At 63.8% G+C, this 14,410-nt stretch carries 13 protein-coding genes; 11 read left to right on the forward strand and 2 right to left on the reverse strand.

What is annotated here, in order from left to right; all coding sequences use genetic code 11:
* The first annotated feature begins 28 nt into the window (after positions 1–28).
* Positions 29–1,171, forward strand: a complete 1,143-nt coding sequence (gene buk / locus NOV65_RS15580) for a butyrate kinase (protein WP_425250832.1) — start codon at positions 29–31, stop codon at positions 1,169–1,171.
* Positions 1,172–1,233: 62 nt separating this feature from the next.
* Positions 1,234–2,064 carry a hypothetical protein gene (locus tag NOV65_RS02170; protein ID WP_257303856.1) on the forward strand — a complete coding sequence of 277 codons (831 nt, stop codon included), beginning with the start codon at positions 1,234–1,236 and terminating at the stop codon, positions 2,062–2,064.
* 4 nt (positions 2,065–2,068) lie between these two features.
* Here NOV65_RS02170 and NOV65_RS02175 read toward each other — a convergent pair whose 3' ends face one another.
* Positions 2,069–2,971, reverse strand: coding sequence for a phosphate acyltransferase (locus NOV65_RS02175; RefSeq protein WP_257303857.1), 903 nt, complete (start codon positions 2,969–2,971; stop codon positions 2,069–2,071).
* A 62-nt stretch (positions 2,972–3,033) separates the two neighbouring features.
* Between NOV65_RS02175 and NOV65_RS02180 the strand changes: the two genes are divergently transcribed.
* Genes NOV65_RS02180 through NOV65_RS02190 form a run of 3 tightly spaced genes read left to right on the forward strand, consistent with a single transcriptional unit; the run spans position 3,034 to position 4,633 of the window.
* Positions 3,034–3,390, forward strand: a complete 357-nt coding sequence (locus NOV65_RS02180; protein ID WP_257303859.1) for a TfoX/Sxy family protein — start codon at positions 3,034–3,036, stop codon at positions 3,388–3,390.
* Positions 3,391–3,395: 5 nt separating this feature from the next.
* The gene (locus NOV65_RS02185) at positions 3,396–3,929 is read left to right on the forward strand and encodes a GNAT family N-acetyltransferase (RefSeq protein WP_257303861.1); all 534 of its coding nucleotides are present in this window, start codon (positions 3,396–3,398) and stop codon (positions 3,927–3,929) included.
* Positions 3,926–4,633 carry a 16S rRNA (uracil(1498)-N(3))-methyltransferase gene (locus NOV65_RS02190; protein WP_306671917.1) on the forward strand — a complete coding sequence of 236 codons (708 nt, stop codon included), beginning with the start codon at positions 3,926–3,928 and terminating at the stop codon, positions 4,631–4,633. The genes NOV65_RS02185 and NOV65_RS02190 overlap by 4 nt, the downstream gene beginning before the upstream one ends.
* Positions 4,634–4,744: 111 nt before the next feature.
* On the opposite strand, the gene ilvA is transcribed toward NOV65_RS02190, so the two are convergent.
* Positions 4,745–6,283, reverse strand: a complete 1,539-nt coding sequence (gene ilvA, locus NOV65_RS02195; RefSeq protein WP_257303868.1) for a threonine ammonia-lyase, biosynthetic — start codon at positions 6,281–6,283, stop codon at positions 4,745–4,747.
* A 277-nt stretch (positions 6,284–6,560) separates the two neighbouring features.
* Here ilvA and NOV65_RS02200 point away from each other — a divergent pair, with 277 nt between their 5' ends.
* The 6 genes from NOV65_RS02200 to NOV65_RS02225 all read left to right on the forward strand — a co-directional run bounded on the left by NOV65_RS02200 (position 6,561) and on the right by NOV65_RS02225 (position 12,953).
* Positions 6,561–9,785 carry a S41 family peptidase gene (locus tag NOV65_RS02200; protein WP_257303870.1) on the forward strand — a complete coding sequence of 1,075 codons (3,225 nt, stop codon included), beginning with the start codon at positions 6,561–6,563 and terminating at the stop codon, positions 9,783–9,785.
* 240 nt (positions 9,786–10,025) lie between these two features.
* Positions 10,026–10,727: a hypothetical protein gene (locus NOV65_RS02205; RefSeq protein WP_257303871.1), complete on the forward strand. Its 702-nt coding sequence runs from the start codon at positions 10,026–10,028 to the stop codon at positions 10,725–10,727.
* 152 nt (positions 10,728–10,879) lie between these two features.
* Positions 10,880–11,251 (forward strand): cupin domain-containing protein, encoded by a 372-nt coding sequence (locus tag NOV65_RS02210; RefSeq protein ID WP_257303873.1) that lies wholly within the window; start codon positions 10,880–10,882, stop codon positions 11,249–11,251.
* A gap of 577 nt (positions 11,252–11,828) precedes the next feature.
* On the forward strand, positions 11,829–12,179 hold the full coding sequence (locus NOV65_RS02215) for a DUF2200 domain-containing protein (protein WP_257303875.1): 351 nt from the start codon (positions 11,829–11,831) through the stop codon (positions 12,177–12,179).
* A gap of 98 nt (positions 12,180–12,277) precedes the next feature.
* Positions 12,278–12,697 carry a PaaI family thioesterase gene (locus NOV65_RS02220; protein ID WP_257303877.1) on the forward strand — a complete coding sequence of 140 codons (420 nt, stop codon included), beginning with the start codon at positions 12,278–12,280 and terminating at the stop codon, positions 12,695–12,697.
* Between the two features lie 25 nt (positions 12,698–12,722).
* Positions 12,723–12,953, forward strand: coding sequence for a cysteine-rich CWC family protein (locus tag NOV65_RS02225; RefSeq protein ID WP_257303878.1), 231 nt, complete (start codon positions 12,723–12,725; stop codon positions 12,951–12,953).
* Positions 12,954–14,410 lie beyond the last annotated feature (1,457 nt).

Consider the following 14,410-nt stretch of genomic DNA (forward strand, 5'->3'; position numbering starts at 1 on the left):
CATCCGGCTTGCCCTGAAGGCCTCGCTGATGCGGCTCCACGCCTATGGCGAATGGAAACGCACGCCCAAGGACACGTTCTTCCGGCGCCACCGCGTGCTGGTGCTGAATCCTGGGTCGACCTCCACCAAGACCTCGATCTTCGAGGGCGATGAGGAGCGCTTCACTGAAGAGCTCCAGCATTCCGCCGAGGAACTGAAGGGCTTCGAGGGCCAGCCCATCACCGAACAATTCAGCTTCCGCAAAGACGCCGTGCTGCGCTTCCTGGCGGGCAAAGGCCTCTCGTTGGCTGACCTCGACGCCGTGGCCGGGCGCGGCGGACTGCTGCGACCCATCCCCCATGGCACCTGGCGGGTGGGGCCAACCATGCTGGAGGACCTGAGGACTGGGGGGCGCGGCGAGCACGCCTCGAACCTCGGCGCCCTCATCGCCGCCGAGCTGGTGGCGGGGACGGACAAGCCGGCCTACATCGTGGATCCCGTGGTGGTGGACGAGGCCGATCCCAAGGTCAAGATCTCCGGGCTGAAGGAACTGCCCCGCCGGGTCATCAGCCACGCCCTCAACCAGATCGCCACGGCCCGGCGCTACGCCGAGGAGCACGAGACCTTCTACGAGCGCGTGAATGTCATCGTGGCCCACATGGGGGGCGGCATCACCGTGGGCGCCCACCGCAAGGGCCGCTACATCGACGTGAACAACGGGCTCGACGGCGAAGGGCCATTCTCGCCCCAGCGGACGGGCACCCTGCCGGCGGGGCAGCTCATCGACCTCTGCTTTTCCGGCAAGTACACCAAGGCCGAACTGAAGCTCAAGAACAAGGGCAGGGGCGGCATCATCGATCTGCTGGGCACCTCCGACATGCGCGAGGTGGAGCGCCGCGTCGAGGCCGGGGACGCCGAGGCCACGCTGGTTTATGACGCCATGACCTACCAGATCGCCAAGGCGATCACGGCCCTGGTGCCCGCCTTCGAGGGCGCCACCATCGACGCCATCCTGCTCACCGGCGGCATGGCCCGCTCCTCGACACTGGTGGCAGAACTGACGCGCCTCACCGCCGCCCTGGGCTGTCCCGTGAAGGTCTACCCCGGCGAGAACGAAATGGCCGCCCTCGCCAAGGGCGCCCTGCGCGTGCTCTCCGGCCGGGAAAGCGCCAAGGATTACCCGCCGGCCTGAAGCCGCGATTGCCATTAGACTGGGGTCATCCGTTCCCGAGCTTCGTGATTCCGGAGGGCCCCTTGAGCCATCGCCGACGCCTTGTCCAACTCGCTTTCGCCCTGCTGGCGGGCCTTGGCCCAGTCAGCTTTGGGCCGTCGCTCCTTGCGGCGGCCCCCAAGACCGCGCCCGATCCCGAGGTCGTTCTCCGTCGGGCGCGTGCCGCCTACGTGGGCCTCGCGGAGAAGGGCTTCCAGCGCTACCACTTCTTCGCCACGCCGGACTGGTCCGCCCTGCTCGCCGAGCAGGCGAAGGAAAACCCGGCCGGCTACGACGCGGCGATGAAGATCTTCTCGAAGGTGCGGTTCGAGGTCCTGGTTGGTGCCCAGGGCGATGCGCAGGTCTCCCACAACATCGTGGATACCCCGAATCAGCAATCGACGGCGGGGCTGAATCAGGTCTATGGCGGCATGGAGCAGATCCTCACGGGGTTCTTCCAGACCTGGACACCCTTCATGCTCCAGACGCCATTTCCCCCCGTGGGCCACGCCGTGAAGGTCGAGGACGCGGGCACCCACTATCGGGTGAATTGGGATGAGGAGGGGAACACGAAAGTCGAGCTCCTGATGGACAAGACCTTCATCATCACCGACATGAAAGTGCAAAGCCCGGCCTTCGATTCCACCATCCGTCCCACCTTCGATCGGAAGCCCGACGGGTTGGTGCTCACCGGCTACTACGCCGAGTACCAAGTCAAGGCCAATGCCTCCTCGATGCGCCTGAAGGTCCTGATCAAGAACCAGTCTCTGCAAGGCCTGCCGTTGCCCGCGGCCCTGGATCTCAGTGTCTGGAACGGCGGGAATAAGCAGCAGATCACCATGGCCTTCTCCGAAATGACTCTGGAGAAGAAGTAGCCACTCAGGCGAGCAGCGCAGCCAATGCGATGGAACTGAGCTTGGTCTTGGTGCTGTCGCCGCGGCTGCTGAGGACGCAGGGGACCCGGGCGCCGGCCACGACGGCGGCGATCTCGGCGCCACCGAGCTTGGTGCCGGCCTTGTAGAAGGTGTTGCCCGCTTCGAGATTGGGGAAGAGCAGGCAGTCCGCGTACCCGGCCACAAGGCCGCCCATGCCCTTGATGCGCGCGGACTCGGGATCGATGGCGCCATCCAGCGCCATGGGACCGTCCACCAGGGCGCCCTTGATCTGGCCGCGGTCCGCCATCTTCGAGAGCAGGGCGGCCTCGGCGCTGGCGCGCATCTTCGGCTGCACCTGCTCCGAGGCTGCCAGTACGGCGACCTTGGGCGTCTCGATACCCAGCGCTTTCGCGGTCTTCACCAGGTAGCCGAGGATGGCCACCTTCTCCTTGAATTCCGGCTCGGGGATCACGGCCACATCGCCCGCGATGAGCAGCTTGGGATGGCCGGGATGCTCCATCACGGTCACGTGGCTGAGGATGGCCCCGGGCTCGAGCAGGCCCTGCTCCTTGTTGAGGATGGCCTTCATGTACAGTTCGGTGCTCAGCAGGCCCTTCATGAGCAGGTCGGCCTCGCCGAAGCGGATCATGGCCACGGCCTTGTCGGCCGCCTCGGTGGCCGTGGGTGAATGGACCATGCGGAAGCGCTCCTTGGGGAGTTTGAGCTCCTGGAGCACCTTCGTCATGACGGCTTCGTCACCCACCAGGATGGCCTCCACCAGGCCCGCCTCCACGGCCGCGTTCACGGCCTCGAGGGTATGGGCGTCGTTGGCCCAGGCCACCACCAGCCGCTTGTGGGGGCGATCCTTCACAGCACGGAGCAGGTCGTCGAGGGTGTTGATCCGCATGGGGGATCCTGACAAAGGACGCCGGGCCTCCGGCGGGTTCGCGAGGAAGGTAGCATGTCTCCATGGCCGTTTCCGTGAGCTTCCGCACATACCTCCTGGAGCAGATGGGACAGATCCGCCCCGTGGACTCCCGGCGAATGTTCGGCGGTCTCTGCTTCTTCGCCGACGGCCGCGCCTTCGCCCTGGCCGCGGACGACACGCTCTACTTCAAGACGGACGACACGAACCGTCCCGACTTCGAGGCTGAGGGCATGGGGCCCTTCATGCCCTTCGGCGATCCCGCGCGGCCCATGCAGTACTACGAGCTGCCCGCCGAGGTGCTGGAGGACCCGGATCAGCTCGCGGTCTGGATGGCCAAGGCCATCGCCGTGGCCGCCCGCGCCAAAACGAAAGCCCGCTCCAACCCCAGACGAAAGTAGCGCCCATGCCCACGGTCACCATCCGACCCGCCACTCTGGAGGACGCCGCCATCCTTGCGGATCTTGGCGCCCGCACCTTCCGCGAGACCTTCGAGCAGTACACCTCCGGCCCGGACCTGGGAGCCTTCCTGGCGGCCGCCTACGGCGAGGCCATCCAGCGCGCTGAGCTGGCGGATCCCACTCGACCCGCTCGGATCCTGGAGGTCGATGGGGTGCCCGTGGGCTTCCTCCAGCTGCGCCTGGGCCACCGGGAGCTGGGCGTCCCCGGCGAACGCCCGGTCGAGCTGCAGCGCATCTACCTGCTGCGCACTGCCCAGGGCGGCGGCCGTGGCGCGGCCCTGATGGCAGAGGCGGTGGAGATGGCGCGAGCCTGGGGGGCGGATGTCCTCTGGCTGGGCGTCTGGGAGAACAACCACAAGGCCGTGGCCTTCTACACCCGCAGCGGCTTCCGCGAGGTGGGCGACCACGTCTTCCAGATCGGGGGCCAGGTCGACCGCGACCTGATCCTGGCCCTGAACCTGCGCCGGGACCTGCCTTGAACCTGGTGCTGCTGCTGCCGGAGGATCTGACGACTCCGGATCGGGCCTGCCTCACGGGGCGGCGCCTGGCCCATGTCCGCGAGGTTCATCGTGCCGTCGTGGGCGATGAGCTGGCCGTGGGCCTGCTGGATGGGAACATGGGCCGGGGCAGGGTGCTGCGCCTGGACGGGGAAGCCCTCGAGTTGGAGCTGACGCTGGACCAGGCGCCGCCGCCCAAGCTGCCACTGACTCTGCTGATCGCCCTGCCGCGGCCCAAGGTGCTGAACCGCGTGGTGGCCGCCGCCGCCAGCCTGGGGGCCTCCCGCCTGGTGCTGCTGAACGCCTGGAAAGTAGAGAAGGCCTACTGGGCCAGCCCCCGGATGAAGGCTGAGAACTTGCGCGAACAGTTGATCCTGGGCCTGGAGCAGGCCAAGGACACGGTGCTGCCGGAGCTGCGCCTGGCGCGGCTCTTCCGTCCCTTCGTGGAAGACGAGCTGCCGGGCCTGCTGGCGGGTGGCACGGGCCTCATGGCCCATCCCGGCACAGGCGCCGGGGCGCCGAAGGTCCTGGCGGCCCCCGTCACTCTCGCCATCGGCCCCGAAGGCGGCTGGGTCGAGGCCGAGGTGCAGAGCCTGCAGAAAGCCGGGCTGCAGCCGCTCGACCTCGGTCCCCGCATCCTCCGCACCGAGACCGCCCTGGCGGCCCTGGTGGGGAAGCTGTTCTAGAAAAGCTGTGGAACCGCGAACGACGCGAATCACCCCTTGGGCGCGCGAAAAGGTTGCGGATCGGCTTCCGGCCTTTTCGCGTTCTTTCGCGCGTTTCGCGGTTTCAGGCTTTCAGCCCAGGAACAGCCGGTACGCCGGGTTGTCGCCTTCATCCACGAAGCGGTAGCCCAGGCCATCCAGGAAGGCCTGGAAGGCGGCCTGGTCCTCGGGGGGGACCTGGATGCCGGCCAGGACGCGGCCGTAGTCGGCGCCGTGGTTGCGGTAGTGGAAGAGGGAGATGTTCCAGCCGCGGCTCATGTGCTCCAGGAAGCGGAGCAGGGCTCCGGGGCGCTCGGGGAACTCGAAGCGGTAGACGCGCTCGTGGGTCGCTGTCGGGGCCCGGCCGCCCACCAGATGGCGGACGTGGAGCTTGGCCATCTCGTTCTCGCTCAGGTCCTGGGCCTCCAGCCCTTCGGCCCGCAGGCGCCCCAGCAGGGGCTCGAGCTCGGAGCGGTCGGCCATCTGCAGGCCCACGAAGATGTGGGCGCGCTCGGGATCCGCCAGCCGGTAGTTGAACTCGGTGATGGACCGGGCCCCGATCAGTTCGCAGAAGGCCTTGAAGCTGCCAGGGCGCTCGGGGATGGTGACGGCGAGGATGGCCTCCCGCTTCTCGCCCAGCTCGGCCTGCTCCGCCACGAAGCGGAGGTTGTCGAAGTTGGCGTTGGCCCCGGACAGGATGGCCACCAGGTTGCCGGCGGCCGGCGCGTCGTCCTGGCGGGCCGCCCAGGCCTTGAGCCCCGCCAGGGCCAGGGCGCCCGCGGGTTCCAGGATGGACCGGGTCTCCTCGAAGACGTCCTTGATGGCGGCACAGATCTCATCCGTGTTCACCAGCACCATCTCGTCCACGTACTGCCGGCAGAGCTCGAAGGGCAGGGCGCCCACCTGGCTGACGGCCACGCCGTCCGCGAAGAGGCCCACCCGCTCCAGCCGCACCCGGTGGCCGGCTGCCAGCGAGCGGGTCATGGCGTCGGCATCCACGGGCTCCACGCCGATGACCCGGATCTCCGGCCGGAGCCGCTTGAGGTAGGCGGCGATGCCTGCGATGAGGCCCCCGCCGCCCACCGGCACGAAGACCGCCCGCAGGCCCCGGGGCATCTGGCGCAGCAGCTCCAGGCCGATGGTGCCCTGGCCCGCGATCACGTCGGGGTCGTCGTAGGGGTGGATGTAGACCTTCCCCTCGGCGGCCATCAGGGCCTGGGAGTGGGCAAAGGCCTCGTCGAAGGAGTCCCCGTGGAGCACGACCTGGGCCCCCAGGGCGCGCACGGCGTCCACCTTGATGCGGGGCGTGGTCACCGGCATGACGATGGTCGCCTGGAGGTCCAGCCTCCGGGCCGCCAGGGCCACGCCCTGCGCATGGTTGCCGGCGGAGGCGGCGATGACGCCCCGGGCCCGCTCCGCCGGATCGAGCTGGGCGATCTTGTTGTAGGCGCCCCGCAGCTTGAAGGAGAACACAGGCTGGAGGTCCTCGCGCTTCAGCCACACGGGGCAGCCCACCCGGCCCGACAGGCGCGGCGCCGCCTCCAGGGGCGACTCGATGGCCACGTCGTAGACCAGGGCCGTGAGGATGCGCTCGAGGAGATCCTGCGGGGGCTGGACCGGAGTGGGGCTCATGGGTGCTCCTGGGGATAAAGAAGAACCCCCCGACCTTGCGGTGCGGGGGGCTTGGAATCGTGGATCGGATCCGGCCTATGCCCCCTCGCGCGACGGAATGATCGCGATGGCGGCGGGAATGCTGGCGAAACCGGTATGGGACATGGAAAGCCTGTTGGAAGCTCAAACTATCACCAGTTCCCTTGCGCCACAAGGCGATTCGCTGGATTCGCCAGGATCGGGGCTCACATTCATCACTAGGCGAGGTATATTGATCCACCCCTCACCGGAGTCTTTGATGTCGCGCTTCCGTGCTTCCGCCGTACTCTTCGTGGCCTGTGCCCTCGTGGCTCAGGATCGCGCCCCCCGTTTCGTGAGCTCGCCGGATGTGAACGGTGATCGCGTAGTGTTCACCTGGGAGGACGACCTTTGGCTCGGCTCCCTCAAGGGTGGGCCGGCTCGCCGCCTGACCACCCATCCGGGTCTGGAGACCGCGGCCCGCTTCAGCCCCGACGGCAAGTGGATCGCCTTCAACGCCCAGTACAGCGGCACGACCGAGGCCTATGTCATGCCCGCCGAGGGCGGCGTGCCGAAGCGGCTCACTTGGACCGGCTTCGTCTCGGTGCAGGGCTGGACGCCGGACAGTGCGAAGGTGGTCTTCAAGGGCCTCGGCGGCCATGATTTCCGTCCCATCGAGCGCCTGTTCACCGTGGACCTCGACGGCCACGAGCCCGAGGCCCTAGCCGTGCCGCGCGGCGTCCAGGGCACCCTGGCGCCGGATGGCCAGCGCCTCGCCTACAGCACCAAGGGCGTGGTGGAGTACTACTGGAAGCGCTACAAGGGCGGTCGCCACCAGGATCTGTGGCTGGCGGACCTCAAGGCCCAGCGCTTCGAGAAGCTGACGGACTACGTGGGACGCAATGGCGCGCCCATCTGGGCGGGCGGCAAGGTGCTCTTCGAATCCGACCGTGGCGGCAGCGGCATCACGAACCTGTACGCCGTGGATCCCGCCACCAAGGCCGTGGAGCAGTTGACCGACCTCAAGGACTTCGACGTGCAGCAGCCCAGCACCGACGGCCGGACGGTCGTGTTCGTGCAGGGCGGCCACCTGCAGGCCCTCGATCTAGCCACCAAGGCGGTGCGCCCGGTGCTCGTCACCGCGGCCAGCGACGGCTGGAAGGCCGCGCCGCGCCCCGTGAACCCCAAGGACTGGATCCTCTCCATGGGCCTGACGGGTCAGACCGCAGTCTTCGAGGCCCGGGGCGAGGTGTTCTTGCTGCCCACGGACGCCACGAAGCCCGCGAAGAACCTCACGCAGACGCCTGGTGTGCGCGAGCGCATGCCGCGCCTGTCGCCCGATGGCAAGCGCGTGGCCTACTACAGCGACGCCAGCGGCGACTACGACCTCTATGTGCAGCCGGCTGATGGCGGCGCGGCAGAGCGCATCCCCACGGGTCTGAAGACGGCCCTCTACCACCTGGAGTGGAGCCCCGACGGCACGAAGATCCTGTTCGGCGACAAGAGCTTCGCCCTCTATGTCATGGACGTGGCCGCGAAGAAACTCACCAAGGTGGACGAATTCCACGACCTGAAGAACGACCAGTTCACTTGGGAAGTCAGCGACTACGCCTGGGCGCCGGATTCCCAGTGGGTGGCCTACTCGGTGGTGGAACCCAGCCGCAACGGCCGCATCACCCTGTTCAACCTGGCCACGAAGCAGAAGGTGGCCCTCACGGATGGGTTCTACGACTGCGTGAACCCCACCTTCGATCTGGATGGCAGCACCCTGTACTTCCTGAGCTACAGCAACTTCCACACGAAGCTCGACCCCAGCCAGGACAACCACATCCAGTCCGCGCCCGTGCAGGTCATGGCCGTGAAGCTGAAGGCCGGTGAGGAGAAGGCGTCGTCCGCATCATCCTCCTCCACCAGTTCCTTCCGCATTGATGTGGCGGGCTTGTCCGACCGCATCGCGCCGCTGCCCGTGAAGCCCGGCAACCTGTTCCACCTCAAGGCCGGTCGCGGCCTCGTGGGCTGGGACGAGGTCGAGGGCTGGGACGACAACGTGGTGGAGGAGTTCTACGCACCCCGCGGGGCCGACAAGTGGAAGCTGCACCTCTACGACGCTACCGCCAAGAAGGACAAGGAAGTGGTGCTGACGGACGCGATCAGCGACTGGACCTTCGATACCGAAGGGAAGCGCCTGCTGCTCCGCAAAGGGCCCAACTACCATGTGGGTGAGGCCTCGGCGGTGTTCACCTCCAAGGCCCTGCCGGAGAAGCTCGACCTCGACCGCATGAGCATGACCGCCGACCCCCGGGCCGAGTGGAAGCAGATCTTCGAGGACACCTGGCGCTGGTACCGGGACTTCTTCTACGACGCGAACATGAACGGCAACGACTGGACGGCCATCGGCGCCAAATTCCGCGCCTGGCTGCCCGAGCTGAACTCCCGCCAGGAGTTGAACTGGCTGCTGAGCCAGATGGTGGGTGAGCTGAATGTGAGCCACACTTACGTGAGCGGCGGCGACCTCGGCCCCGCCCGGCTGCAGCCGAGCCCCGTCACCCCGGGCCTCCTGGGCGCGGACTTCCGCGCCGAGAACGGTCTCTACCGCTTCGCCAAGGTCTATGGCCCCACGCCCTATGCCCGTGACCTCAAGGCGCCGCTCGCCGATCCCGCGCCCAAGGTGAAGGAGGGTGAGTACCTCCTGGCCATTGACGGCAAGCCCCTGAAGGCACCGGAAGCCATCGCAGCGCGCCTCCAGGTCAGCAAGGGCCAGAAGGTGACGCTCACGGTGAACGCCAAGCCCACGCTGGAAGGTGCCCGCACCATCGAGGTGGAGCCGGTCACCAATGACTGGAGCCTGCGCTACGAGCGCTGGGTTGCCGACAACATCGCCGCCGTGGACAAGGCCTCCAACGGCCAGCTGGGCTACATGCACATCACCGCCATGGGCGATCAGAACATCGGCCAGTTCGACAAGTACTGGCGCGCCTTCCGCTACAAGAAGGGCATCGTGGTCGATGTGCGCGGCAACGGTGGCGGCTGGACCGAGTTCTTCATGATCGACAAGCTGGAGCGCAAGCAGGTGGGCTTCAACGTGCTGCGCGGCATGGGCCCCTTCCGCTACCCCGGCACCGCCAGCGACGGCCGCTACGTCTTCCTCACCAACGAACAGAATGGCAGCGACGGCGAGGCCTTCCTCGAACACGTGAAGGCCCGCAAGCTGGGCCCCATCGTGGGCGTGCCCAGCTGGGGCGGCCTGGTGGGCATCATCAACACCCAGTTCACCCTGGATGGCGGCCGCGTCGAGCAGAGCAACAACGGCTTCTACGGCCGGGAAGGGAAGTGGTGGGTGGAGAACCACGGCGCCGACCCAGACCTCACCGTGGAGAACGATCCCGCCAGCCTCCTGCAAGGCCACGACCGGCAACTCGAAGTGGGCATCGACACCCTGCTCAAGCAGCTCACGGAGAACCCCACGCCTGCGTTCCCGGCGGTGCCGGCTTATCCAAAGCGGTAGGCCGTTCGCACAGAAACAGATTCACCACCAGATTTCTGTATGTCTCGCGTATCAGCGCAGCTGATGCCGAGAAGACACTAAGAAAAGACAAAGCCAGCTGCTGCTGGACGAGGATGGACGGTGGTGGGAGAGTGATCCCATCACCGTCCTCTTTGTTCGTCACCGTCTAAAGGTAGTTAGGGCTCTCGCATGGTTGTTACGCGCAAGCACAAACAGATATGCGCAGGTTGCGATAGTCCTATGGTTGAACGAACCAAAGAACATTTTTGGCCACGTTGGTTAATCAATAGGACAAATACAGCGTCCACGGCTGTAAAAATATCCAAAGACAAAAGCGTGAATCCATTAACCCTTACGGTCCCGTTATGCAAAATGTGCAACAGCGACTTTGGTAGAGAATTGGAAGCACCCGTTTCCCAAATCTTCATTGATCTCGAATCTGGAAATGGAATTTCTGACTACGAGGCCGAATTACTAGTTCGCTGGCTGTGGAAATTTGAAGGTCTAGCATGGATACTGCACAATCCAGACGGCAGGTATACAGACCGTTCAAACCTCAGAGATAGAGTCCTCAAACCGATTGATGGAATTCGTTCGCGTCTGACGCTTGCTATCGCTCTCGCTGAAACCATAGATCCTGGATTTGGTGATGCGCCTATGGGCATTGATTCAATCAGCAAGGACAACGCAATATATGTAGCAGGAGTCTTTTCGCGAGTTGCAATAATGGTCCTATTACGAAATTTTGAAAATGTCTTACCTGGTCAATTCTCAACCTATCATTTCCTTCAAAGTGATTCTCCTGAGAGATCCCAAAAACTCTTTTTCCCGAAAACCAGTTTCCCCTACTGCCGTACCGCAATTGGCGTTACAAGACAAATCGCATTACAACTTTCCATGGCACATGAGCTCTATGTTCACCAAGGCTCAAGTAACGGGTGACTTAGCCACTCATCGCCATAACCCTCCGCTCAACTCGGACCCCGCCTGCCTTGCCTTCCGCTCTCTCTCAACTTCTCGCTTTCTCGGCTCCGTTCTGCGCCTCGGTGCAGGCGGGGCCGTCCAGCCTCATTCGTTAGTCCGCAGGAGCCCTTGTGTCGAATCCCATCTCCCCAAAGTCCGTGGCCCTGTCGCTTACTGAGGAATGGTCTCCTCGTGTGATTGGCGAAGTCGATGACTCGTTCGTAAAAGTCGCCAAGGTCCATGGTTCGCTGGCCTGGCATAGCCATGAGAACGAAGATGAATTGTTCTATGTGCTTCAAGGCCATCTGCGCATCGAAATGGAGGACCGCTCAGTCGAACTGAGCGAAGGGGAACTGTTCGTGGTCCCAAAGGGTGTACGCCACAACCCGATTGCTGAGGAAGCGTGCTACCTGATGCTCTTTGAGCGCAAAGCCACTTTACATACCGGGGATGTAGAGACTGAGAAAACGCGCTCAATCGCGGAGCAACTTCGACCACTCTGATGCCCCAACATCGCTGCGGCCTAACCTTCCGCTCAACTCGGACCGCGCCTACATTGCCTTCAGCTCTCTCTCAGCTTCTCGCTCCCCTGGTTCCGCTCAGCGTTTCGGCGTAGGCGGGTCGGTTCGGTTCATTCGTTAGGCCCCACCCTTCGAGGTGCCCATGGATCACGAAAAACTCGTCGAAAAGCGTGGTGAGGAACCTGCCTTCCTCCCTGGGCATGTCGGTGAATCATGGCAACGCGTCGATTTTGGATTGGGTGCCTCGACCATCCAGTCCTCGCCGGAAGTCCAAGACTCACTCCCACCCCCGACCCGCCATTGGGGGCGAATGGTGGTCTATGCGGTCCTCGGAGGTCTGGTCACGCTTATCCTTGTGACTCTCGTTCGCGGCCTTCTCCGCTGACCCATCCATGAGGCTCGGCCGGACCTTCCGCTGGGCTCGGACTCCACCCGCATTGCCTTCCGCTCTCTCTCATCTTCCCGCTTCCTCGGCTTAGCTCATCGCCTCGGTGCAGGCGGGGCCGGTTGACTTCTTTCGCTAGGCATCCCTGAAACGATTGGGCCAAGAGACGTCACCATGTCCCCACGCGAAATCTCAAAGCTGCTTTTCACGACGGTCTATCCGCTGTACGTGCAAAAGGCCGAACGCAAGAATCGGACGAAGGAGGAGGTGGACACCATCATCTGCTGGTTGACGGGCTACAGTCGCGAGCAGCTCAGCCATCACACTACGGTCAACATTGATTTCCAACGATTCTTTGACCAGGCCCCGGCGATCCACCCAAACAGTTCTCAGATCAAGGGTGTCGTTTGCGGTGTTCGAGTCGAGGACATCCAGGACCCCATCACCCAGAAGATCAGATACCTCGACAAGCTCATCGACGAACTTGCAAAGGGCAAATCCATGGACAAGATTTTGCGCCGCTAAACCCAACCCGATCGCATGGCAGGCCCCATCATCACGATGCCTGACCCTTCGCTCAATCCTCAATCGCCTCCACCGCCTTCACGACCGATCCCATGCCGATGACCAACCTCCAAGACCGCATCACTGCCAGCTTCCAGGCCCAGGGCCTGATGGCGACGCTCGGGGCGGAGCTGGTCCTGGTGTCGGAAGGGGAGGTGCACATCGCGCTGCCCTTTTCGGAGCGGCTGTCGCAGCAGCATGGCTACATGCACGCCGGGGCCATCACCAGCATCCTTGACAGCGCCTGCGGGTACGCGGCGCTGACGAAGGCGCCGCCGGGGTGCGAGGTCGTCACCGCCGAGTTCAAGATCAATCTGCTGCGACCCGCCCTCGGCGACCGCTTCCTGGCCATCGGGCGGGTCCAGAACGCGGGCCGCTCCCTCATCGTCTGCACGGGCGAGGTCCAGGCCTTCTCCGGGACCGCCACCCCCAAGGTGGTCGCGCTCATGCAGGCCACCATCGCCATCCTGCGTCCCTAAGCCGCTCCCGACCTCCAGGCCAGCCATGCCCCTCGACTACCAGAGTCTGACCGCCGCCCAGAGACAGACCTGCCCCCTCTGCGGCGGGCCGAACGGGTGTGTGCCCTCCGCCTGCAGTCGCACGGACGTGCCCTGCTGGTGCACCACCGTCACCTTCAACCCGGCCTCGCTGGCCCTAGTGCCGGATCACCTCCGGAACGTGGTCTGCCTCTGCCGCCACTGCGCCGAGACGCCCCCGACCGAGGCCAGATCCTGACTCAACTGATGGATGTGGATCCACTGGTCCCTAATAGATACAGAACACCACCAAGGCACCAAGAACTGCAACAGAACCTTTTATGGCTTTTCCTGGTGTTTTGGTGGTGAGCTAAGTCTGTCTTTCTCTGATGAACGCTCGTTGGGGCCAAAACCTGACAGGTTACTGCCTGTCTCGCATGAGTGGCACGGTGTTGCCATCGTCCATCTGAAGATCCACAGAGTCGACTCTGATCTCAGCGTGGAGAACAACTAACCGTTCGCCCGCCAAATCAATACCGTTCGCCCGTCAGAGCAAAATCGTTCGCGGTGATCGCCCAGAAACACCAACACTCTATTTCCATCACCTTCAAACCTGCGCTAAGAACAAGTATTTTCAAATTTTGTTTACAATATTCCTTTGAGTCTTTCCACGTCCACTAACGCTTGGTCTCGTCTCTTGGGACGCTTTCAAACAGCAGCTTCGAGTGCCTAATCCATTTGGTTTAAGCGGACGCTGGCAGAAGCCATTGGTCCGCTTACACTCTTCGAATAGGTGTCACAGAGAGAATTGTCGTAACCAGGAGGACCCAATGCCCTGGCCGCAATGGCTCGTCAACCTTGCAACAAATTTCGCCTACAAGGCCAATCGAGACCGCGAATTTCTTCTGTACAAGGAGGACTTCACTGGCCCCGGCCTCCACCCATCACCTGACCACTTTCATATGGGCCCCCTCCAACTCGGGGACTCGGGGAACATTTCGGCAGTAACGATCCTTAAACCGACACTAAGCTCTATAACTCAACCAGTCAAAGGCCTTCGCCTTGAGATTGACGGAGCACAAACAGGCCAGGACCCCGTGTCGGTCTCTTTGTCGATCTCGCCCTTTCCCTTCCAGGGGCTCAGTGTCCTCAGAATTGTCGCGACCTACCGGACAGTCCCCTCCATTCCCCCGCCTGCTTTGGGGCCCTGGGCAGCGACGGTCTACGTGAGAGAAGGGTCTGTACAGGATATCGCTGATGACCTTCATCGAGTCTCAGCTACGATGAAGGTGAATAACGGTGTTGCACGACTTGGTGCTCCACAATCTACGCGCGAACCTAAACCACCGCAGGCAGGCGATCGGTATTCAATACTTTTCCCACTCAACTCAGCGACAGGCATCGACTTCACCCTCGAGCTATTTCTAGACTTGGAAGATCGCATTTACTCGGTCTCCCTCGTCAATCCGGATGGTACGGTTGATATCCTTCCTATGGATCAGGAATCTGCCCTCCCTTCGCTTTGGCCGCAGACCAGCGTCGGGGCCGCTCTTGTTCGGAAACCCACAAGCGGGCATGTCGCGATGGACCTGCACACTTTTGCGGTCTATGGCGTATTCCCCACCCGGCGCCGCGCTTCCAGCCTGCTGGCCCTCGTAAGGCGCGCGTTGTGGCGGTGGGTGATTGCGCCTTCACCATTTCGATAGCCAAGCAGGC

Origin of the sequence: Geothrix campi (assembly GCF_024609265.1) — a bacterium.
Lineage (GTDB): Bacteria > Acidobacteriota > Holophagae > Holophagales > Holophagaceae > Geothrix > Geothrix campi.

Bases quoted from the DNA above. Each gene is read 5' to 3' on its own strand.
- NOV65_RS02200 (WP_257303870.1), top strand. From the start codon at position 6,561: ATGTCGCGCTTCCGTGCTTCCGCCGTACTCTTCGTGGCCTGTGCCCTC.
- NOV65_RS02175 (WP_257303857.1), bottom strand. From the start codon at position 2,971: ATGCGGATCAACACCCTCGACGACCTGCTCCGTGCTGTGAAGGATCGC.
- buk (WP_425250832.1), top strand. From the start codon at position 29: ATGCGGCTCCACGCCTATGGCGAATGGAAACGCACGCCCAAGGACACG.
- ilvA (WP_257303868.1), bottom strand. From the start codon at position 6,283: ATGAGCCCCACTCCGGTCCAGCCCCCGCAGGATCTCCTCGAGCGCATC.
- NOV65_RS02215 (WP_257303875.1), top strand. From the start codon at position 11,829: ATGTCCCCACGCGAAATCTCAAAGCTGCTTTTCACGACGGTCTATCCG.
- NOV65_RS02185 (WP_257303861.1), top strand. From the start codon at position 3,396: ATGCCCACGGTCACCATCCGACCCGCCACTCTGGAGGACGCCGCCATC.
- NOV65_RS02225 (WP_257303878.1), top strand. From the start codon at position 12,723: ATGCCCCTCGACTACCAGAGTCTGACCGCCGCCCAGAGACAGACCTGC.
- NOV65_RS02205 (WP_257303871.1), top strand. From the start codon at position 10,026: ATGGTTGAACGAACCAAAGAACATTTTTGGCCACGTTGGTTAATCAAT.
- NOV65_RS02220 (WP_257303877.1), top strand. From the start codon at position 12,278: ATGACCAACCTCCAAGACCGCATCACTGCCAGCTTCCAGGCCCAGGGC.
- NOV65_RS02180 (WP_257303859.1), top strand. From the start codon at position 3,034: ATGGCCGTTTCCGTGAGCTTCCGCACATACCTCCTGGAGCAGATGGGA.